The organism is Pedobacter hiemivivus (genome assembly GCF_005144565.1).
Taxonomy (GTDB): Bacteria; Bacteroidota; Bacteroidia; order Sphingobacteriales; family Sphingobacteriaceae; genus Pedobacter; species Pedobacter hiemivivus.
Genome location: NZ_SWDX01000006.1, coordinates 345,263 through 367,678, shown reverse-complemented (window position 1 = coordinate 367,678; position 22,416 = coordinate 345,263). Strand labels below are relative to the sequence as shown.

Sequence of the window (22,416 nt, the reverse complement as noted above, 5' to 3'; positions counted from 1 at the left end):
AGCGTCGAATGCCTGTTTCAATGCCTTTTGTACGTCTGTTCTAAAGCGATAAACCATTGTTCCATCATAAAAATCTGTGATGATCTCCGTTGCATCTCGCCGGAATTGTTCTGCCAGGGTACTGGCGATCCCAAATTGAGTTGCTGCTTTGTGTGTGTTTTCAGTTTGCTTCTCCTTTGTCAACCTGGATTTGCCTGTAACCAATTGCATATTGCGATACTTCTTAAAAACAGCAGGTCCTATTACACCTGTCAGGAATTTTCCGTCAAATTTTGCCATGATCTATATGTTTTTTATAAATAAACAACTGATCTAAGATAAGGTTTGGATATCATACTACAAAATTTCAAGTTAAAAAAAATCAAACAGTAATCAAACTCTATGTTTTTATTGAAAAAGTTGGAGTATAGTTGGAGTATACTTGGACTATACTTGGAGTATTATACTTGTCAGATAGGTTTCTGTCTTTTTATATCCTTTAAATAAGTTTTTTCTTATCTTCGCGATATTAGAAATCACATTGTAGGTGATTCATATTTAATTTTTTATTAATTTTTAAATCATAGTTGTAGATGATTAATATTACACTCCCTGACGGTTCGAGCCGCCAGTATGAAAAGGGCACAACTGCCCATCAAATTGCTTTATCTATTTCAGAGGGTCTTGCCCGTAATGTTTTAGCTGCTGAAGTAAACGGCGAAATTTGGGATTCATCGAGGCCTATTGAGGCTGATGCTTCCGTAAAATTGCTAACCTGGAATGATCAGGCTGGTAAAGCTACTTTCTGGCATTCATCGGCACATATTATGGCCGAGGCATTAGAGGCTTTATATCCAGGAACAAAATTTGGTATTGGTCCGGCTATTGAAACCGGCTTTTATTATGATGTTGATTTTGGAGACAGAGAGTTCTCATCAGATGATTTTAAGGCTATTGAAGCTAAAATCATTGAATTGGCAAAAAAGAAAGAAGTTTTTGAACGTAAAGCTGTTGCTAAGGCTGATGCCATCGCTTATTTTAAAGAAAAAGGCGATGAGTATAAACTAGACCTTTTAGAAGGTTTAGAAGATGGTAAGATCACTTTCTATACACAAGGCGAATTTACTGATCTTTGTCGCGGTCCACATATTCCTAATACTGGTTTTGTGAAAGCTGTAAAACTGATGAACGTTGCCGGTGCTTATTGGCGTGGTGACGAGACTAGAAAACAGTTGACACGTATATATGGGGTTACTTTCCCTAAAGCAAGTGAGCTAACTGAATATCTTCACATGATTGAAGAGGCTAAGAAAAGAGATCACCGCAAATTGGGTAAAGAATTGGAGCTGTTTGCTTTTTCTGAAAAAGTGGGCATGGGCTTGCCATTGTGGTTGCCAAAAGGCGCTGCTTTGCGTGAACGTCTGGTTCAGTTTTTAACTAAGGCACAAAGTAAGGCTGGTTATGAGCAGGTGGTTACACCACATATCGGACATAAGAACTTATACATTACATCTGGCCATTATGAAAAGTATGGTAAGGATGCTTTTCAACCGATAAAAACACCACAGGAGGGAGAGGAGTTCTTTTTGAAACCAATGAATTGTCCGCATCACTGCGAAATTTATAAGGTTAAACCCCGCTCTTATAAAGATCTTCCTTTGCGTTTTGCTGAGTTTGGAACTGTTTATCGTTATGAACAAAGTGGTGAACTACATGGTTTAACTCGTGTTCGTGGCTTTACTCAGGATGATGCGCATTTATTTTGCAGACCAGATCAGGTAAAAGAAGAGTTTAAGAAGGTAATTGATTTGGTATTGTATGTATTTAAGTCTTTAGGATTTGATAACTACACTGCACAGGTTTCCTTAAGAGACCCTGAGAATAAAACTAAATACATTGGTAGCGATGAGAACTGGCATTTGGCTGAGACGGCTATTATAGAAGCTGCCGCTGAAAAAGGTTTACCTACAGTAGTAGAATATGGTGAAGCGGCTTTTTATGGTCCTAAGCTAGACTTTATGGTGAAGGATGCTTTGGGCAGAAAGTGGCAATTGGGAACAATACAGGTAGATTATAATTTGCCGGAACGTTTTGAATTGGAATATACTGGAAGCGATAATCAGAAGCACAGACCGGTGATGATCCATAGGGCTCCATTTGGTTCATTAGAGCGTTTTATTGCTGTTCTGATTGAGCATTGTGCTGGGAACTTCCCACTATGGCTTTCTCCAGAGCAGTTTATTATTCTTCCTATCTCTGAAAAGTATGAAGAATATGCAAAAAAAGTTTCAGATGAACTAAATAATTCCGATATTCGCGGGCTGATTGACTTCCGAGATGAGAAAATTGGAAGGAAAATCAGGGATGCAGAGGTTAAGAAAATCCCTTATATGTTGATTATTGGTGAGAAGGAAATGGCAGAAGGTAAGGTATCAGTAAGGAAGCATGGAGAGGGAGATTTAGGTGAAATGACACTGCAAGAATTTAGTGAATTATTAATTAAAGAAATAACAGTTTAAACAATATACAAATTTGGCATTAGGCAGACCAGGATTTAACAGGGGACCACGTCCTCCTTTTAAGAAAAAAGAAGCAGAACATAATATTAATCAGCATATCAGAGCACAAGAGGTGCGATTGGCTGGAGATAATGTTGAACCGGGGATCTATCCTTTGGCAAAAGCTTTGGCCCTTGCCGACGAATTGGAATTGGATTTGGTAGAAATATCTCCAAATGCAGTACCTCCAGTTTGTAGGATCATTGATTACAGTAAGTTTGTTTACGAGCAGAAGAAAAAGCAGAAAGAGATTAAAGCAAACGCAAAGCAGACTGTAATTAAGGAGATCCGTTTTGGACCTAACACTAACGATCACGATTTTCAGTTTAAACTAAAGCACGCTGTTAGTTTCTTGGAGAATGGTGAGAAAGTTAGAGCTTATGTTCACTTTAAAGGTAGGGCGATTGTTTACAAGGAACAAGGAGAGATCTTGTTGTTGAAATTTGCTCAAGCCCTTGAAGATATAGGGAAGGTAGAGTTACTACCTAAATTAGAAGGTAAGCGTATGTTTTTAACGCTTGCACCTAAGGTTGTTAAGAAATAAATTACATTAATATAAACACAGGTTATGCCAAAAATGAAAACCAATTCCAGTGCTAAAAAGCGTTTTAAGCTTACTGGAACAGGTAAAATCGCAAGGAAGAATGCCTACAAAAGCCACATCTTAACTAAGATGTCGACTAAACGTAAGCGTAATTTAGGACACACTTCAATGGTGTCAGCAGCTGACACAGGCAACGTTAAACGTATGCTTGCAATCGGTAAATAATTAATTTTTAACCAGGTAACCGGTAGTAAGTTTGCTGTAATACGCAACGCCGTTTATCAAAAACAACAAAAACATGCCACGTTCGGTAAACGCAGTAGCTTCGAGAAGAAGAAGGAAAAAGGTCTTAAATTTAGCCAAAGGTTATTGGGGATCAAGAAGTAAGGTATTCACCGTAGCTAAAAATACGGTAGAAAAAGGTTTGCAATATGCTTACCGTGACCGTAAAGTTAAGAAAAGAGAATTCCGCGGATTGTGGATTCAGCGTATCAATGCTGGAGCACGTCAGCACGGTATATCTTACTCTCAATTAATTGGTAAATTAGCAACTAAAAACATCGGTTTAAACCGTAAAGTTTTAGCAGATTTAGCTATGAACCATCCAGAAGCTTTTAAAGCTGTAATTGATGCAGTAAAATAGATATAACTTATAAGTTGTAAAAAAAGGGGAGTCGATTGACTTCCCTTTTTTTATTTATAAGGTAATGCCTTGTCCTGCTTTTTTAACGCTTTCGTGATCTACTACACTTAACTTCGGAATTCTTCCAAGTACTTTTACGTTACTATAATTTGTGATGTACTGTTCGCTTTCTTGATTTTCTGTACCATTGAAGATCAAACCTGCTACATCGATTTTATTTGCTTTAAGTATTTCTAGTGTAAGTAGAGTATGATTAATGCTGCCCAGGTAGTTTTGAGATACAACAATCACTTTGGCTTGTAAACCTTTGATCAGGTCAAGTATCAGTTCTTCGTCGTTTAAAGGAACCATTAAGCCACCGGCACCTTCAATGATCAGGTGGTTGTTGGTTTGTGGCTTTTTTATAGATGCTACCGTAATGTTAATGCCATCGAGTTTTGCCGACAAGTGTGGCGATAAGGGTTGACTAAGTCGATAACGCTCTGGATGGATGACGGTTTCGGGGCTAACGAGATGTTTAACAAATAGACTGTCGCTAATGTCCAGGTCGCCAGACTGCACAGGCTTCCAATAGTCTGCCTTTAGTTTTTCTGTGAGTACGGCACTGACAATCGTTTTGCCAATACCTGTTCCGATACCGGTAATAAAATATGTATTATTCATGTTTTAAGGTCTTTAATTCATTAACCAATTTTTTAATCTCCAGGTCGCTGTTAAATAGGTGAAGACAAATTCTTAGTCTTTCTTTTCCTTCGGCAACGGTAGGACTTAATATTGCTCTAACATCGATTCCTTTAATTTGTAAGCTTTGGGCCGCTGCTTTTGCTTCGCTGCTATTGTTAAATAAAACAGTTTGTATAGCACTTGTACTTTGAATAGTAGGGATATTTGAGTCTTTTAATAAATTAAGATATAGGGTTATTTTTGATTTGATCTTTGTAGTGTAATCTGTTTTGATCAGCATTTGGTATGCCGAATGGATGGCTGCGATGGCATGGATAGGGGCTGCAGTAGTGTACACAAAAGAACGGGCAAAGTTGATGAGGTATGTGCGCAGGTTTGTGCTTCCCAGGACTATGGCACCATGACAGCCAAGGGCTTTACCAAAAGTTACAATACGTGCAAAGACTTCATGTTCTAGTCCGAGCATTTGAACTAAGCCTACACCATGATCTCCGAATACACCAAGGGCATGAGCCTCATCCACAATCAGCTGTGCCTTGTACTGATGACAAAGCTTGTTGATTTCTACTAATGGGGCAATATCACCATCCATAGAATATACGCTTTCTATAAGAACATAAATATTGCCTTTGGCTACTTTTAGTTTGGCTTCCAGCTCATTCAGGTCGTTATGTTTAAAGGTATAACGGTTGGCATGGCTAAGTCTGGCTCCATCTATCAGACTTGCATGTATCAACTCGTCGGCTATGACGGTATCGCCACGTTGTGCTAAGCTGGATATGAGGCCGACATTGGCATCATAACCGGAATTGAAGATTAGTCCCGCTTCTGCCTGATGAAAGTTTGCAATGGCTTGTTCAGTCTCTTCGGTGAAGTTATGGTTGCCACTAAGTAAACGGGAGCCGGTAGCACCGTTTTTATAATGTGGTATTTGACCTAGTGTGGTTGCAGTGCGGATCTTTAATTCGGCTGACCTTGCAAAACCAAGGTAATCATTGGAAGAAAAATCTATGGGGAAGTTGGTAGAGGAGAGCGCTCTGAGTATGCCCTTGTCGGCTCTTTCCTGTAGCCTGCTTTGGATGAATTGCTCTGCTTTGTTCATGGTTTCAAAAATATACAAAGCAGATTAAAGTATACCTGTTGAATTGAATTTATTTTGCTTCGCAGCTACTTCGTGGTCAGTTCAACAGGTAGTATAAGGTGTCTTTAGTTTTTGTTCAGTTGCGAGATAGATTTCTGCATCTGTGCCATCATGGTACTTAGCGTTTCTATGCTTGGTTCTGGTGTTGGATCAGGTAAAGCAGTTGAGATGTAAGCTTTGGCTTTCCATATTTCCAGAATGTCTTCAGCTGCGACAGTGTATGGATCGTAGATTCTATTGTCAGAGATCAGTTTAAGATCTTTGTTTTCTTTGAAGCGGTTACCAGCTCTTTTGTAAACCACACCTTCATTTTTACTGATTATGATATAGGTTTCTCCAGTTTTAACATCATTCCAGTTGTCCATATATTCTGCAACGATGATACTTCCCGGTTGTATAGGTAGCATAGAGTCACCTACAATTTCAAAAGCTCTAAAGGTTCCGTGTTTTAAAAAGGGAAGGGGAAGTTGAAATTTTGGTAAGTCTTTAATGTATTGTGGGTCAGAAAATCCGTTCAAGTATCCGGCGCTAGCCTTTACAGGAACCATTTCTATATTCTCATTGTCGTCTTTGTCGACTGATATACTTAATATACGAAGATTTGATCCCTGGCTTTTTGGCTTGGGTTTCCAGTCTTCATTGATGCTTTCGTTAATAAACTCATCTATTGTTAGGTCAAAGTATTCTGCTATTTTTTTTAGCAAATCGTATTTTGGTTCAGCCCGGTCTTCTTCATAAGCACCAATAAGTGACCTTTTAATTCCCATAGCATCAGAGAATTGCTGCTGTGTATGGCCTTTTTTCTTTCTTAAGTACTTAAGGTTGGATGAAATATTTGACATAAAATAAAAAGTTAAAATAAGTTTGTTTTTACTAATATTGTTAGTATTATTGTACCAATAAAGTTAGTATTATTAATTCGAATATCCAATAGTTATGCTAACTAATTTAGTTAATCTTATTTAAGCTTAGTGTTATGAAAAATTTTGTGTACGTGATAACAGACAGAAACAGAACAAGTTTACATGTAGGAATGAGTTCTGATCTAATTAAAACATTAGATTTCTATAAACAAATGCCTTGTTTATTTTTTGACAGTGGACAGCAGTTGACGAGACTGGTTTACTTTGAAGAATTTAAAACAGAGGCTCAGGCACTAAGTCGTTTTAAACTGATTAGCAGATTCACCAGAACGCAGAAGGAGCGTTTGGTAAGGTCTTGTAATCCGGACTGGGTTGATCTAACTATTGGTTTGGATTTCGAACACATCACCTCCGGGAGAAAAATGATCAATCAGGTGAACCTGAATTTTAATATGCTTTCCTAGTTAACGCCCTATATCTACACAAAAAAGGCCGATCATGATTTATGATCGGCCTTAGAAAAGCTTTTGGTGTAATTACCATCCAGGTGCAAAGGTTAACCCAAATACACCTCCTGAAATGTCTTTACGTTGGAAAGGGAAGGCGTAATAAGGCTCCAGTACAAAAGCACCGAACATATTTACCCTAACTGATATACCTACACTCATCGCAGGAACGCGTTCATTCGTTTTCTGATAGATAGGGTTTCCATTAAGGTCAGTTAATATCTCGCCATTTACACCCGTCTTAGGATCATAATTATTTACCGGTTGATTTTTGAAAACAATTTTAGAGTCCTCATTCCATGCCAGACCGGCATCAAAGAAAACATTTAGATCGGTGAACAGGAATTTAGAAGGAATCGCGGCTAATTTTTTAGGACCGGTAAATGGAAGCCTTAGTTCTAAATTAAATACTGCAATTTTATTTCCAGACAGCTGATTGATATCAAAACCATTGGTGAAACCTGAACTGTTATTGTAAAGTGATGTGGCTTCATATCCTCTGATTAGATAAGGATATCCTATAAATAATGGATAAAGGTTTTCTCCTTCTTTGCCGATTCTTAGGTAGTTGTAGCTTCTTGCTGCAATGGTAACTGGTTTTAAACGCCAGTATTTTCTTATATCCACAGTAACCGCAGAGAAGTTGTAGTCACCAAAATACTGTTCGACGCCCACTCTGTATCTAAAGCCATCTAAAGGAGCGGCGATTCCATTAATAGAATTGTCTCCAACAAAATTGGCGTTTAATTGAAAGATATTGAAACTTTTTAATTGTGCTCCAAATGGATTGGTCGCTGAGTCAATTGGAACTTTTCTTTTTTCTGAGGTGATGTAATAACCAATTTGATCACCTACTCTTTCGTAATAATTGCTAATGCGGTCAACTCTATAGCTGTAACGGGAGAACGCACCTCCAACCTCAAAACGGTGTACTTTATTGAATGGATAGGCTGCAAATAGCTGGGCTTGATCTTCAAAAGTCCTGACAAGATCTGTTCTATCATCAAATACATTCATGTTGTTTCCGTTTCTGTCTTTGATTGTAGTCTTAACAATGTCCCGGTAACCACTGATATAAGGAATATGCGATAAGGCAGCACCCCAACTAATTCTCTTTTGTTGATTGATATAACCTACTAATCCACCGATGTCGTAAATCTCTCCGTTAACAGACAGATTGGCTATGATTTGGTTGCGGCCCAGGATATCGCTAAACATACCCACAATACCACCTTGAACGCCTGTCCCAAATCTGCTGGTAGACACACCTACACCACTATTGGCCAGGTAATCTAATTTGAATTTCGGGGTGTAAGGAATAAGGCGCATAGAGTCGGTAACGGTCCTTTCAAAACGCTCAAAGTTTTTAAGGTTTGAATTTACAATGTCTACGCCAGTGCTTTCCATTGGGGGTAGGATAGCAGCATCAAAATTTACAGCATTAGCATCCACTGTTTTTGCACGGAAAGCACTTGCAGGGGAGTTGTAAAGTGTGTAACGCTGATAGCGGTAATAGCTATAAACGATCTCGTCATTTCTGGATACGGAAATAGCTGGTGAGAATTCGGTAATGCCGCTGATTCCTGTAAAGTAGTCAGTAAGCTGTTTTACACTATTGTCGGCCAACGTATATTCGTAAAGGTTTCTGAAGCCGTCTCTATTGGATAAGAAAAACAACCTTTTACTATCACCAGAGAACTGTGCATTCAGGTTATTGGCGCCTGGAAATACAGGGACATCGTTTAAGGATTTGCTTTCAACATCATAAATACTCAAGTTGATCGGATGAACAGCCTCATTGTTATTGCTTTTTATGGAAGCTCTGTCTGACGAGAATGCTATCTTTTTCCCGTCTTGTGAGTAAGCAGGGGCATAGTCGGAATATACATCATTGGTGATTTGTGTAACGACCTTCGTTTTAAGGTTGTATGAGAAGATGTCGCTTTGACCCTGGATCATTCCAGAGAAGGCAATATCATCACCGTTTGGAGACCAGGAAAGGTTTCCAAACTGAGCTACATCGCCCATTTGTGCACGTAAGGCAACGCTTCCGTTGTTTACATTGATGATCATCAGTTGGTTTTTACCTTTACTGAAAATACTAAAAGCGAACTGTTTACCATCTGGCGACCATGTACCAGCTGATTCTAGAAAGTTAAAATCGTCGATGTGGGAGTTGGAGACCTGACTGCTTAACTTTCGGAGCACTTTTCCTGTTTTAGCATCAGCGAGAAAGAGGTCGATACCAAAAAGGTCTTTTTCCGATAAGAAGGCGAGGTATTTACCATCTGGACTGATAGATGGGGCAACATTCATATTGCCTGCGTTTTTATTATCTATGATTTTTGTTCCAACGATTTTGATTTGAGAGCTATCAGTTTTAAGCATTGGGCGGTAATGGGCTTCAATAGCATTTTTCCATAAGCCTGATAATGCCCTATCGTCGTAACCAAAAGTATACCTTAATCCGTTTTCATAACCATATTTTGCCGTTGCTTTAAATAAGGGAACGATAGTGGAGTCTCCATATACCGAACCTACAAAAGTCCAAAATGCCTGACCGTAACGGTAAGGGAAGTATTTATTGGAGTTGGTTAAGTCTTTTAACGAAGGAATATCTCTGTTTAATAAGGCATCGCGCATCCACATAGCTGTGAAGGCATCTGTTTTGCCTACTGATAAGTACTCCGCCATACCCTCAATCATCCATAAAGGGATCTGGCTAATGTTTTCCAGATTTACAGAGTCTTTTTCTAGTAGGAGATGATATTGGAAGGCGTGGACAAGCTCGTGGCCTAATACGTGTCTGGTTTGGTTATTGAGCTCCATAACCGGCATGATTACCCTGTTTTTAAAAGCTTCGGTAACCCCACCTGTTCCTATGCCTATTTCACCTTGAAGGGCGGTAGTCTGTTGAAAGTCGGGATGGTTATTGTACAGAATGATTGGATTTTTCTTTACAAAGGTATCCTTGAATATTTCCTGGTGCATCTTGTACCAGGTTTCTGCATCCTGAGCAAACTTTTCAATCAGTTTTTCATTCTTCAGGTAATAATAGATTTCGAAGTGAGGTGTTTGTAAAACTTTAAATTTCTCGTTGTTGTAACGCACCTTGTTTTGTCCGAAATATTGAGCCTGTAGCGCGGCAGAAGATGTTGTAAGGATAAACAATACGGCAATTAATCCTCTTAGGAAAGTATAGCTTTTGTTCATATTTCGTTATTTTTCTTTTTTTCTTTCTCTTCCTGACGTTGTTTTCTTCTTTGTTCCCTTTGTTCTTTTTTTGTTAGGGGAACTTCGGCGGCAGGTTGTTTAATAGGTTCCGGAGTTTTCTTTTCTTCCGTCTTTTGTATCACAGGTTCACTTGTAACTGGCTGTGATTCCATGGTTGGGACTACTTCAAAATCGGTAGAATCTACTGCCAGACTATCATTTTCAGTAGTGTCTCTCTCGTATCTAGGTGTTGGACAATTGATTTCTCTTGTGATTTTTACTTTTGCTTTAGGGAAAGGGCCCATCGTATATCCAGTACTTGGATCTTTGTATACTTTTTCCATGAACTTACCAAAAATAGGAAGCGCTGTTCTGGATCCTTCACCTGTTTCTCCGTTTTTAAAATGCGCTGTACGTTCATCACAACCTACCCAAATGCCGGTAACCAAATCCTTGGTAACGCCCATATACCAGGCATCTACGTAATCACTTGATGTACCTGTTTTTCCACCTATCTGGTTTCCTTTTTTCCAAAGATCCCATTCCCATAAGGCTTGAGAAGTTCCACCTGGTTCTTCCATACCCCCTCTAAGCATGTATAACATTAACCAGGACATTTCTTCAGTAAGGGTTCTTTTAGTTTTGGGTTTGAAATCCTCAATAACGTTATCATCTAAATCGGTTATCTTTTCTACAAGAATAGGATCAGTTTTTATACCATCGTTTAAGAAGGTACCATAGGCTTTAACCATTTCAAACACGGTGACATCATTTGGGCCTAATCCAACTGATGGAACGGATTCTAAATGACTGTCGATACCGCATTCGTGTGCCCATTTTACCACATTATCCCATCCAACTTTTTCAGTAATCTGCGCAGTAACGGTATTTACAGAGCGTGCCATTGCATAACGGAGCGACATATCATTGTAGCTAAAGCTATAGCTGGCATTTTTAGGTTCCCAGTATTCTGTTTTTCCTTTCTCCTGGTAGGCTATTTTTACAGGCTTGTCTGTGATCTTATCACATGGATTCATGCCGCTTTCCAATGCTGCCAGGTAGGCAAAAGGTTTAAAGATAGAGCCAGCTTGTCTTTTCGACTGATTTACGTGGTCGTACTTAAAATATTTATGGTCAAGACCACCCACCCAAACTTTTATTTTGCCATTAAAAGGGTCAAGGGTCATCATTCCTACGTTCAGAATCTTTCCGTAGTAACGGATGGAGTCCATTGTCGAAAACAGCGTGTCACGATCACCTTTCCAGGTAAAGATTTTCATCTTTTTCTTTTTGTTGAAATAAGCCGTTACGGAATCAGGATTATTTGGGAATTTCTTTTCCAGTATTTTAAAGATAGGAAGATTGCGCATGGCACGATCCGGGTAGTCTACTTTTTTTCCTTCCGAATCTTCCCATGGATCTTCATTGCCCCAAATACTATAAAACCTTCTTTGAAGGGTCTTCATCTGTTCGTTCACCGCTTCTTCCGCGTATTGTTGAAGTTTTGAGTCGATGGTTGTATAGATTTTTAAACCATCTTCATATAGGTTGTAACCATTATCCTTACACCACTTTTCAAGGTATTTATCTACAGCAGCTCTTAAATACGAATCGCCATCGCTACCTTCATCTATTCGTCCTTCTTTAAGTTTTATTGGGGTGTTTTTATAGGCATTTAATTCGGCAGCAGATATGTAATTGTATTTATTCATCTGTGCCAAAGCAACATTACGACGTTCTAATGCTTTTTGAGGGTTTCTGATAGGGTTATAAGTGGTAGTTCCTTTTAGCATCCCTACCAATAAGGCCGATTCAGGTACATCCAGTTGGTTAGCTTCTTTATCGAAATAGACACGAGCAGCTGTTTTGATACCATATGCATTATTACCGAAGGAAACGGTATTTAAGTACATGGTAATGATCTCGTTTTTAGGATAATTGGATTCTAATTTTACTGCAGTGAGCCATTCTTTTAGTTTTGCAATAATGGTCCGGAGCACCGGCACATGGCTTAAAAAGCCTTGAGATTTATTGTATCTGGTTTGGTATAAATTTTTTGCCAGCTGTTGTGTAATGGTACTTGCCCCGCGCTTGTCGCCCGTTGCTGTAGAGAGTCCGCTGGAAAGCAGGGAACGGAAATCGATACCGATGTGGCTATAGAAACGAACATCTTCTGTTGCAATAAGTGCATTAATTACGCTAGGTGATATTTCTTTAAAACTTACTGGTGTGCGGTTCTCTTTGTAATAACGACCGATTAGCTTCCCATCTGAAGTGTACAATTCTGAGCCCACACGAAGGGTTGGCGTTTTGATGTCTTCATAAGATGGCGAGTAGCCAAATAACCATAAGAAGTTGAGCTGTAGCGCGCAAAAAAAGATGATGATACAAAAAAGGAATATGCTTGAATAACGGAGATACTTATTGCGAATTTCTTTAAACATGGACGTAAAGATCAAAAAAACGTAAAACAGTTTGTGTTAAATAGTGTTAAAATTAACGTTGCAAATTAACGTAATTATTTGATCTTTCCCGTCTATCTGCCACCTGTAATGTAATGCTCCAAGTTTCCGATGATGAATTTCTGTTCATCGATGATATACTTCACTATGTCGCCAATAGAAACAATACCGATTAGCTTATCATCGTCTATGACTGGTAGATGTCTGGTGAATTTGTTGGTCATTAACCACATACATTCTTCAATTGTTGTATTGGATGATACGATGACAGGATTTTCGGTCAAAATTTCTTTGACTAGGGTATCTTTAGACGATTTTCCTTTCAAAATAACCTTTCGGGCATAATCTCTTTCCGTCATCATTCCGACGAATTTTTCTTGTTCCATTACTAAAAGGGCCCCAATGTTTTTTTTAAACATTAGCTCTAGCGCCTCAAAAACAGTAGTGTCGGGACTTACAAAAATAACGGGAATGGTTTTCTCTTGTAAGACATTTCTAACTTTACCCATAATTGAACTCCTTTCTGTTTGCGGATTTATCCCAAAATCCGTTACTTGGTTATCATATTACCGTTTAAACAATTGAATCTTAGAATTGTTAGTCTATAAGTGTTATTATTTATGTTAAATTGTATGATGGAAAAAGAGATAGCAGAATATTTAGTTAGTCCAGGGAAGAAGGTTTTACTTAGCGATTATCCAACACAATATAAAGGGCCTCAAGTGAAGGGAAATGCAGTATTGGAGCTGGCTGAGATTAAAGAGCAGTTGGATGAACTTCAGGAAAGGTTGTATGCTGCTGATTCTCATTCTGTCTTGATTCTTTTTCAGGCGATGGATGCTGCGGGGAAGGATAGTGCGATAGAGCATGTAATGTCGGGTTTAAATCCTCAGGGTTGCCAGGTATTTACTTTTAAAACGCCAACATCGGAAGAGTATGATCATGATTTTTTATGGCGTCATTACAAAGCTTTACCAGAAAAAGGACGAATAGGCATTCATAACCGGTCTCATTATGAAAATGTATTGGTGTGTAAAGTACATCCTGAATATGTGTTAAATGAAAAGATCCCTGGCTATAGTAATATTAAAAAAATAAATAAGGCTTTTTGGAACCGGAGGTACGAGAGTATTAGGAATTTTGAGCAGCATATTAGTGATAATGGAACTGTTATTGTGAAAATATTTTTACATGTTTCCAAAGAGGAGCAGCGTCAACGTTTCCTGGATAGAATTGATGATCCGGCTAAGAATTGGAAGTTTTCTTCTGCTGATATCGCCGAACGTGCTTTATGGGAAGATTATATGAAAGCCTATGAAGAGGCCTTAACGGAAACTTCTACGCAAGGGGCGCCTTGGTACGTCATCCCTGCTGATAAGAAATGGTATGCCAGGTTGGCTATAAGTAAGATTGTGCTAGATACGTTTAAAAAATTAGATCTCAAATATCCGGTGCTGCCAATAAATGAGATGCATAAGTTGGGCGAAATTAAGCAACAGTTACTCAACGAAAAGTAGGCTATAGATTACACTTATTTCGTGTGTTTTCTCTGCAGCTCGTAATCGTAGATTAGTTTTCCGATGTTCTTCATAAAAGGATAGCATACTGTAGTATACTCATACTTTCCATCGTTATAAATTCCATCATCATTGGATTGAATTACTGCTGTTAAAAAGAACTCTACTTTATGTTTGCTGTCTTTGAAATACGCGTTATCTATGATAAAGCCGTAAGAGTCGCCGTATTTATTAAATATTTTCAAATCAGGATTCAATACCGCATCTTTTTCTCGGCCATAGTATAGCATTTTGGAATAGGTTGGCCAAAATTCCTTAGGATCATAAGCTGGGTAATCACTTTCTGTTGGTAGTTTACTCATATAGACGTAGATGAGTTGGTAATCGGCAGGTGTTAAGTTAAAACGTTCTTTAGCAGGGAATGCTTCAGGATGGATTAACTTTTTCATCATCGCTTGTTGATCTGTGATGCTGAAAGCATTCTTGTTGGACAGGTTAAAAGGTTTGTTTACTAGTTTTTCGGCACTGTCAATGTATCCAATGCCCATAACTGTATTGGACAATTTTAAAGGATATTCTTTGGGGTCGTATTGTGGAGGCTGAGTGTACACCAACTGCTGACCATTGTAAAATCGGATCGGATTGGTGTGTTTTGCGGGCTCTCCAGAATCGCCTATGGCTAATCTATTCAGTATCCTGCTGTCGTGGTATCCATATTTTTTAAGTTTACTATTGACCTCTGCACGACCGATAAACTCAAATAAGCGATTAAAGGCATCATTGTCGCTGGTTAATAATATTTTTTTAATGTATTGTTCTATAGATGGTAGGCCATTTTTGGCGCTTGTATCAACCAATACCTTAGTTTGGCCCGATCTTGCACTATCTGTGATCATGGTACTGGCAGCGCTAAACCCTTTTATTTTAAGTTCGTTTATTTTCTCCAAGGCAAAGATTACAGCGGCTAGTTTTACTGTACTGGCTGGATAAAAATAGCGATGATCATTTAAATTGTAGCTGTAGGATTTAAAGGTTGTTTTGTTTTTTAAGTCTCTGTTTACTTGAGTGTACATGACCTGTATTTGATTCTTTTGTGGATGATTTAAAACACTTGAAAATAGCTCTGGGTGTTGATTCATGAGCTTTTCGATCAGTACGGTGTCGGTTTTTTGTGCTGCAGAATGGAGGCTGATCATGAGCAGTAAAGCGAAAATTGTTTTGTTCATTGCCGTAGGTTAATACTGATAAATATAAGTAATAAAAAATATAGGTTTTGTTGGTGGATGGATAATTGATTACATTCGCCTCGCTTTTGGTTCTGGATAGTTGATCTATCTGGATTAAAAGGGAATACGGTGTAAATCCGTAACTGTCCCGCAGCTGTAAGCTCTATAACGGTGTTCAAATCGAAGCCACTTTTCAGATTCTGTTAAAAGAACGATGATTGGGAAGGCAGGATATCCGGGAGTAAGTCAGAAGACCTGCCATAAGTAGTAATATTTCATAGCTTTCGGGGACTGAAGCTAGGGGTGAGTGCTTATTTATTGTATTTCATTTCCTTGATCTATCTGTTTGCTGTGGGTAAAAAAGCTCACAAACAAAAACAAAATAAAATGAAGTTTAATAGTAAACTATTAATTGCAATGAGTGCTGGTATAATCCAGCTGGGCGTTACAGAAACATCACAAGCCCAGAAGGTCGTAAGTCTTGATAGCGTTGTTATCTCGGCCACAAAAAATGACCAGAAGCAATCACAGACCGGTAAGGTAGTTACCATTATTGGTCGTGACGTGTTAGATCGGAGCCAGGGTAAAAATTTGATGGAACTGCTAAATGAGCAGGCCGGAATCGTAGTAGGTGCCGCAACCGCAAATGCTGGTTTAAATAAAAGTTTATTTGTAAGGGGAGCCGCAAGCGCCCATGCAGTAGTGTTGATTGATGGTATCCTGGTAAATAATCCGGCCGGTTCAGGAAGCGCGCTCGATCTTCGGATGTTCTCTATTGATCAGGTTGATCATATTGAGATTTTAAAAGGCGGTCAGTCGACTATTTATGGCTCTGATGCAATAGCAGGTGTAATTAACATCGTAACAAAAAAAGGTAAAGATGCTGGAAATAGTGTTTATGGTGTAGCCAGTTACGGTACTTATAACACCTACAAAGGCACAATCGGGGTGAGTGCCAATGTGGATAGATTTTCCTACAACATTGCCTATACGCAAATCAAAACTGATGGTTTTTCGGAAGCTGCAGAACCGGTAGGGAATACAACCCCATTTGAAAAGGATGGCAACAAGACCGGGGCAGTTAATGCAAATTTCTCTTTGCAGGCCACTGATAATTTCAGTATTAGCCCGTTCCTTCGCTATTTTTACGGCCATTATGATTTTGATGCGACGTCATTTGTAGATGATCCAAACAATAATTCAAAGCTTAAGCACTTCAATGGTGGTGTTAGTTCAAGATATAACTTCGGAACAGGTAAAGTTACTTTCAATTACAGTTACGAAACTTCATCACTAGGTTCTGAAACTCAATATGGTGCAAGCCTCGGTGAAGGTAAATTGAGTCTGATTGATTTATTTTACAATCAAAAAGTAGGTAACAATATTGATGTTTTGGTGGGTTTAGATAATAGAGCTACCAGCTCTAGATCGAATTCAGGTCCAAGCGTATCGACCAATCTATTTAGTACCTATGCATCGGTATTTGCACATGATTTAAGCATTTTTAACCTTGAGATAGGTGGACGTTACAATAAACATAAAGACTTTGGAGAAAATTATACTTACAATATTACCCCTTCGATTAACATTATAAAACAAGTTAAGTTATTCGGTACCATTTCAACATCATTTAAAACACCTACGCTTGCAAATTTATTCGGATTGTATGGCGCCAATTTGAATCTTAAACCGGAGCGTTCTAAAAACTACGAAGCAGGAGTTAATTTTAGTCTTGCTGACAATAAATACACTTTGCGAGTTGCAGGTTTTAAAAGAGATCTAACGGATGGTATTGTATTTACAAATTCAGGATATGTAAATCAGCCGTATCAAACGGCCAAAGGTTTGGAAGTAGAGCCATCGGTGAAATTTGGAACTTTTAACCTGAACGGATTTTACGCTTATGTAGAAGGTAAGGAATTTAATGATGTAGCGAGAGATGTTTCTAACCATCTAATGCGCAGGCCAAAACATGTTTTCGGTGTAAATGCGGGTGTTCAGGCTACAAAGCAGCTTTATGTAAGTTCTTCATTTAAGTATAATGGAAAGCGTACAGATGCTGATTATGCTGATTTTAACGCCGTTAAGGTTGTAGATCTTCCGGCTTACAAATTGCTAAACATCTATGGTGAGTATACTTTGGTTAAAAAACATGTTAAGTTATTTGCTGATTTCAAGAATGTTTTGGATGAGAAGTATACTGAGTATTATGGTTACAACAGTATGGGCTTTAACGTGAATGCTGGCGTAAGTTTTACGATTAAATAGCATATCGTTTATTTAATGATACGGCCCCTTTTGTGTAAAGCAAAAGGGGCTTTTTCGTTTTTAATATTTGCGGATAGTTTTATATTAAGTACCTTCGCAACGCTTTTGGTTCCCGATAGGAATTAACCTATCTGGATTAAAAGGGAATACGGTGTAATTCCGTAACTGTCCCGCAGCTGTAAGCTCCATAACGGTATTCAAATCGAAGCCACTTTTCTAAACCTTTAACAAGGGGATGATTGGGAAGGCAGAATATTCGGGAGTAAGTCAGAAGACCTGCCATTCGCTTTTATGATTTCATAGCTTTCGGGGATTGAAGCTAGGAGTGAGTGCTTATTTATTGTATTTCATTTCCTTAATCTAACTGTTTGCTGTGGGTAATACTCACAACAAAATGATAAGAAACAAACATGCCTTTAGGGGCGTAAATTGTGCTTTATTGACTTTTATGGCCATTTTTTTGGCTAACTTTTTTATGCCCGTAACTCTGCTGGCACAAAAGGTTGTTACCAAAGCTTTAAGGTCAGATTCGTTAAATAAAGTAAACCAGCTTAAAGAAGTACAGATCAGCAGGGTAAAGATTACGCGGCGACAAACTTCTTCTACACCTCTTCAAATACTTTCAGGAGCAGAGCTGGAACGTTTAAACAGTTTGTCTGTTGCTGATGCCGTTCGCTTTTTTTCAGGTGTACAGCTAAAGGATTATGGGGGTATTGGGGGCTTAAAGACCATCAACGTAAGGAGTATGGGGACCAATCATACCGCTGTATTTTATGATGGCGTACAATTGGGGAATGCCCAGAATGGACAAGTTGATCTCGGGAAATTTTCTTTGGATAACATCGAGGAAATAGAACTCTATAATGGCCAGAAGAGCACCATCTTTCAATCGGCCAAAGGTTTTGCTTCAGGGAGTTCCCTATATCTTAATGCAAAACAGCCTGTTTTTGAAAAAGGACAGTCTGATCATCTAACCGCAACACTTAAATCGGGTTCCTTTGGTTTAATTAACCCTTCAGTACGCTGGCAAAAGAAAGTAAACGATAAGGTTTACAGCTCAATAAGTGCAGAGTATAAAAATGCAAATGGGAGATATAAATTCCATGATACCAATGGTGCATATGATACTACACTGGTTAGGAAAAATGGAGATATAGAGACCATGCGATTGGAGGGGGGCTTATACGGTAAGTTGGCCGATAGTAGTGTCTGGAGCGCTAAGCTTTATTTTTATAATGATGAGCAGGGCTTACCAGGTGCAATAGTTAACAATGTATACGACTTCAGTCAGCGCTTGTGGAACCGGAACTTTTTTGTTCAGGGTAACTATAAAAAAGAAGCGGGCAGATATAATTTAATGGCATCAGTAAAATATGCGAATGATTATTCTAGATATCTGGATCCTAATATTGTTAAGGATGATGGCTTAACTAATAATATTTACAAGCAGCAGGAGTTTTATGTGACCCTGTCTAACCGATATAAAATCAGCTCCTTATGGGGTGTTGTTTTATCTGCAGATTACCAGCGCAACACCTTAGATGCGAATTTGTACCGTTTCCCGTATCCTACCAGACAAACGGTTCTTGTTGCCCTGGCCACCGAAATTCATTTAAACCGGTTAAATATTCAAGCCAACCTATTAGGGACCCTCGTAAATGACGAAGTAGAGCAATATTACTCTGCGGGTAATAAGCGCGAGCTTACGCCAACTGTAATGGCCTCTTGGCAGCCTTTTGGTTCAAAGGAATTTCGTTTACGTGCATTTTACAAGCACATATTCAGGATGCCTACTTTTAATGATCTGTATTATACATTTATTGGCAGCACTTTTCTGAGGCCGGAATATACCAAGCAGTATGATGTAGGTTTTACTTATATCAAGCTATTTGAAAACAAGTGGCTAAGTCAGATCAGTATCCAATCTGATGCTTACTACAATAAGGTAAAGGATAAAATTGTTGCTGTTCCCGGGGCAAACCTGTTTAGATGGAGCATGCAGAATTTAGGTTTGGTTGAAATAAAAGGACTGGATGTGAATGCGCAATCTGTCTGGAAAATTGCCGATGGCTTAAACGCTAACCTAGGGCTTACTTATACTTATCAGCAGGCATTTAATGTAACCAATGTAACGTTGAACTATAGGAATCAAATTCCTTATACTCCGGTTCACAGTGGTTCTATAATAGGGGGGCTAGACTGGCGAAACCTGGGTCTGAACTACAGTTATATTTATACTGGAGAGCGCTACGACCAGAGTGCAAATATTGCTGCCAACTACGTACAACCCTGGTATACTCATGATATCGCATTTCATTACCGTAAATCAATTGGCGATAAAAATATCAAGTTCTCTGCCGAAGTAAATAACCTACTGGATCAGAATTACGCCGTGATTACCAATTTCCCAATGCCCGGCAGGTCATATCGTTTCACATTATCTTATTCCTATTAATTATGAACAAAAGAAAACTATATTTTTTAAGCTCGGTTCTGCTTTGTGCTTTAATGCTTACAGCTTGCAGAAAAGATTCAAATCCTGTAAAAGAGGAAATCGAAGCAATCGTTCCTGATCCTTCAAGTGCAATAAAGGGCTTTTACCTGGTTAATGAAGGAAACATGAATATGAATAAGGCCTCATTGGATTACCTTGATATACATGCTGGCGTTTATAAAAAGAATATTTATGGCAAAGCCAATCCTGAGGTGGTAAAAGGATTGGGAGATGTTGGGAATGACATCGCCATATATGGTTCTAAGCTGTATGTAGTGGTTAATATATCCAATAAAGTAGAGGTGTTGGATGTTAAAACTGGTAAAAAAATCAAGCAGATTGATGTGCTTAATTGTCGTTATATCACCTTCCATAAAGGTAGTGCTTATGTAAGTGCTTATTTAGGCGAGGTAGGCGATCCAAAAGCGCCGCAAGGAGTAGTGGTATGTATAGATACTACTACTTTGAGTGAGGTAAAAAGGGTAGAGGTTGGTCGACAACCTGAAGAGATGGCTATAGTTGGCGAAAAGTTATACATCGCAAACTCGGGCGGGTACAGTCCCCCAAACTATGAAAGAACAGTTTCAGTAATTGATCTGAGTACATTTCAGGTGGTGAAAAATATAGACGTGGGTATTAATTTACACCATCTTCAGGCTGATCAGTATGGAGACCTTTATGTGACTTCAAGGGGAGATTACTACGATATTCTTTCTAAGCTTTTTGTGATTGATACCAAAACTGAGACTGTTAAAAAGACCTTTGATATTGGTGTAAGCAATTTGGTTATTGATGGTGATCAGGCTTATTTCTATAGTACCGAATTTAGTTATTTAACTGGTAATACTACGATTAGTTACGGTATCCTGAATGTAAAGGATGAGGTGTTAACGAATCAAAAGTTTATAACAGACGGGACAGATAAAAGTATCATGATTCCATATGGAATTGCTGTTAACCCAATTAGTAAAGATGTTTACGTAACAGATGCCAAAGATTATGTTTCGCCAGGTAGGTTGTATTGTTTTGACAAAAATACTGGGAAGAGAAAGTGGTCTGTCGAAACCGGGGATATTCCCTCAAAGATCGCATTTGTTTACAAGTAAAATAATCCGCCATAAGGCCGGAAGTGCAATCATCACATCCTAGATCAATTAAAAATAAAATCATTAAATAATTAACCAATAAATAAATCAATCAAATGAAAATTAAAAATTATCTTCTCTTGGCATGTTTAATCATTAGTATGCTGTCGGCCTGTAAAAAAGACGAGGCTTTACCTGCTCCATCGATTCAAATGGGCGTTTCTGATAAAGAAATTGATGGTAAAATAAGCGAAAAGCTTTCCTTTTCAGCGACTATTACAAATGATGTTGTTTACGAACAGGAATGGAAGTTAGATGGCGAAGTAAAGAGTACGGAAGGTGTTTATGAGTTTACGCCCTTAAAATCTGGTACTTACCTAATTGAATACACTGCTTTTAATAACTCAGGTGTGTTTACTTTTCTTTACACGATTAAAGTTGCAGTTCCAACCAAGCCTGTTACGCCAGAAAGCTCTATGTATGTAAGTCAGCTGTTTGAATACAATCCTGCACCTGGACAATTTATCAATAAAGCACCTGGAAATTTGGTAAGTGCTGAAGGTATCCTTGGAAAAAAAGGGATGGTTACATTAGGTTCATGGGGCGGTTATATCGTATTGGGATTTGATCATACTGTGTTGAATGTCGATAAGGATGATATTATTGTTTATGGTAACCCAATGGCAAACTTTGCTGAACCAGGAATTGTATGGGTAATGCAGGATGAAAATAATAATGGAAAACCTGATGATACCTGGTACGAAGTATCAGGAAGTGAGTTTGGTAAAGCCGGATATAAAAGGAATTACTCAGTTACCTATACTCGACCTACACCAGATACCGCTCCAATTCCATGGAAAGATAGCGATGGTAATACAGGTTTTGTAGCTACAAATACTTTTCATAAGCAGAGTTATTTCCCTCTTTGGGTAACTGGAAATGAATATACTTTAACAGGCTCAATATTACCATCTGCTAATATCAATATGACAAACCCTAGTTATATCACAAGCGCTCCGTTTGAATGGGGATATGCTGATAATATTGCTGGTGGAGATAAGATTGATATCAGCAATGCGGTGGATAAAGATGGTAAAAAAGTATCATTGGCAGGTGTCGATTTTATTAAAATTCAGACAGGTATACAGGCTAATATGGGTTGGTTAGGCGAATTATCTACAGAAGTACTTGGTGTTGCAGATCTGAGTTTAGTAAAGTAGAAAATAATTCTTT

General features: G+C 38.5%; 18 protein-coding genes and 2 riboswitches. Of the genes, 10 read left to right on the top strand and 8 right to left on the bottom strand.

Annotated features, from left to right (window positions below; translation table 11 throughout):
* On the bottom strand, positions 1-279 hold a 279-nt coding region (locus FBD94_RS17495), incomplete at its 3' end, for a hypothetical protein (protein WP_136881155.1).
* 293 nt (positions 280-572) lie between these two features.
* Between FBD94_RS17495 and thrS the strand changes: the two genes are divergently transcribed.
* The 4 genes from thrS to rplT all read left to right on the top strand — a co-directional run bounded on the left by thrS (position 573) and on the right by rplT (position 3,724).
* A complete protein-coding gene (gene thrS, locus FBD94_RS17490) occupies positions 573-2,498 on the top strand; it encodes a threonine--tRNA ligase (protein WP_136881154.1) in 1,926 nt (641 codons plus the stop codon).
* A gap of 13 nt (positions 2,499-2,511) precedes the next feature.
* Entirely contained in the window at positions 2,512-3,081 is a 570-nt protein-coding gene (gene infC / locus FBD94_RS17485; RefSeq protein WP_084290180.1) for a translation initiation factor IF-3, read from the top strand.
* 24 nt (positions 3,082-3,105) lie between these two features.
* The gene (gene rpmI, locus FBD94_RS17480) at positions 3,106-3,306 is read left to right on the top strand and encodes a 50S ribosomal protein L35 (RefSeq protein ID WP_084290179.1); all 201 of its coding nucleotides are present in this window, start codon (positions 3,106-3,108) and stop codon (positions 3,304-3,306) included.
* A 73-nt stretch (positions 3,307-3,379) separates the two neighbouring features.
* On the top strand, positions 3,380-3,724 hold the full coding sequence (rplT, locus tag FBD94_RS17475) for a 50S ribosomal protein L20 (RefSeq protein WP_090783774.1): 345 nt from the start codon (positions 3,380-3,382) through the stop codon (positions 3,722-3,724).
* Positions 3,725-3,778: 54 nt separating this feature from the next.
* Here the strand turns inward: rplT and bioD are convergent, their stop codons facing one another.
* The 3 genes from bioD to FBD94_RS17460 all read right to left on the bottom strand — a co-directional run bounded on the left by bioD (position 3,779) and on the right by FBD94_RS17460 (position 6,391).
* Positions 3,779-4,387 (bottom strand): dethiobiotin synthase, encoded by a 609-nt coding sequence (gene bioD / locus FBD94_RS17470; RefSeq protein WP_136881153.1) that lies wholly within the window; start codon positions 4,385-4,387, stop codon positions 3,779-3,781.
* Positions 4,380-5,510, bottom strand: a complete 1,131-nt coding sequence (locus tag FBD94_RS17465; protein ID WP_136881152.1) for an aminotransferase class I/II-fold pyridoxal phosphate-dependent enzyme — start codon at positions 5,508-5,510, stop codon at positions 4,380-4,382. The genes bioD and FBD94_RS17465 overlap by 8 nt, the downstream gene beginning before the upstream one ends.
* Positions 5,511-5,614: 104 nt before the next feature.
* Positions 5,615-6,391 (bottom strand): XRE family transcriptional regulator, encoded by a 777-nt coding sequence (locus FBD94_RS17460; protein WP_136881151.1) that lies wholly within the window; start codon positions 6,389-6,391, stop codon positions 5,615-5,617.
* Between the two features lie 134 nt (positions 6,392-6,525).
* Here FBD94_RS17460 and FBD94_RS17455 point away from each other — a divergent pair, with 134 nt between their 5' ends.
* Positions 6,526-6,876, top strand: a complete 351-nt coding sequence (locus FBD94_RS17455; RefSeq protein ID WP_131612708.1) for a GIY-YIG nuclease family protein — start codon at positions 6,526-6,528, stop codon at positions 6,874-6,876.
* Positions 6,877-6,948: 72 nt separating this feature from the next.
* Here the strand turns inward: FBD94_RS17455 and FBD94_RS17450 are convergent, their stop codons facing one another.
* The 3 genes from FBD94_RS17450 to FBD94_RS17440 all read right to left on the bottom strand — a co-directional run bounded on the left by FBD94_RS17450 (position 6,949) and on the right by FBD94_RS17440 (position 13,102).
* A complete protein-coding gene (locus FBD94_RS17450; protein WP_136881150.1) occupies positions 6,949-10,131 on the bottom strand; it encodes a peptidase MA family metallohydrolase in 3,183 nt (1,060 codons plus the stop codon).
* Positions 10,128-12,575, bottom strand: a complete 2,448-nt coding sequence (locus FBD94_RS17445) for a penicillin-binding protein 1A (protein WP_131612712.1) — start codon at positions 12,573-12,575, stop codon at positions 10,128-10,130. Before FBD94_RS17445 ends, FBD94_RS17450 begins: the two co-directional genes overlap by 4 nt.
* A gap of 92 nt (positions 12,576-12,667) precedes the next feature.
* Positions 12,668-13,102, bottom strand: coding sequence for a CBS domain-containing protein (locus FBD94_RS17440; RefSeq protein ID WP_136881149.1), 435 nt, complete (start codon positions 13,100-13,102; stop codon positions 12,668-12,670).
* Positions 13,103-13,225: 123 nt separating this feature from the next.
* Between FBD94_RS17440 and FBD94_RS17435 the strand changes: the two genes are divergently transcribed.
* Positions 13,226-14,110 carry a polyphosphate kinase 2 family protein gene (locus FBD94_RS17435; RefSeq protein WP_225874851.1) on the top strand — a complete coding sequence of 295 codons (885 nt, stop codon included), beginning with the start codon at positions 13,226-13,228 and terminating at the stop codon, positions 14,108-14,110.
* Positions 14,111-14,124: 14 nt separating this feature from the next.
* Here FBD94_RS17435 and FBD94_RS17430 read toward each other — a convergent pair whose 3' ends face one another.
* The gene (locus FBD94_RS17430; protein WP_136881148.1) at positions 14,125-15,336 is read right to left on the bottom strand and encodes a serine hydrolase; all 1,212 of its coding nucleotides are present in this window, start codon (positions 15,334-15,336) and stop codon (positions 14,125-14,127) included.
* 70 nt (positions 15,337-15,406) lie between these two features.
* Positions 15,407-15,613: riboswitch (cobalamin riboswitch) on the top strand.
* Positions 15,614-15,723: 110 nt separating this feature from the next.
* On the opposite strand from FBD94_RS17430, the gene FBD94_RS17425 reads away from it, so the two are divergent.
* The 4 genes from FBD94_RS17425 (at position 15,724) to FBD94_RS17410 (ending at position 22,403) form a co-directional block, all read left to right on the top strand.
* The gene (locus tag FBD94_RS17425; protein WP_136881147.1) at positions 15,724-17,604 is read left to right on the top strand and encodes a TonB-dependent receptor plug domain-containing protein; all 1,881 of its coding nucleotides are present in this window, start codon (positions 15,724-15,726) and stop codon (positions 17,602-17,604) included.
* Positions 17,605-17,693: 89 nt separating this feature from the next.
* A riboswitch (cobalamin riboswitch) is annotated at positions 17,694-17,902 on the top strand.
* Between the two features lie 96 nt (positions 17,903-17,998).
* Positions 17,999-20,059, top strand: a complete 2,061-nt coding sequence (locus FBD94_RS17420; RefSeq protein ID WP_136881146.1) for a TonB-dependent receptor plug domain-containing protein — start codon at positions 17,999-18,001, stop codon at positions 20,057-20,059.
* Positions 20,060-20,061: 2 nt separating this feature from the next.
* On the top strand, positions 20,062-21,204 hold the full coding sequence (locus FBD94_RS17415) for a DUF5074 domain-containing protein (protein ID WP_136881145.1): 1,143 nt from the start codon (positions 20,062-20,064) through the stop codon (positions 21,202-21,204).
* 95 nt (positions 21,205-21,299) lie between these two features.
* Positions 21,300-22,403, top strand: coding sequence for a cell surface protein (locus tag FBD94_RS17410; RefSeq protein WP_136881144.1), 1,104 nt, complete (start codon positions 21,300-21,302; stop codon positions 22,401-22,403).
* Positions 22,404-22,416 lie beyond the last annotated feature (13 nt).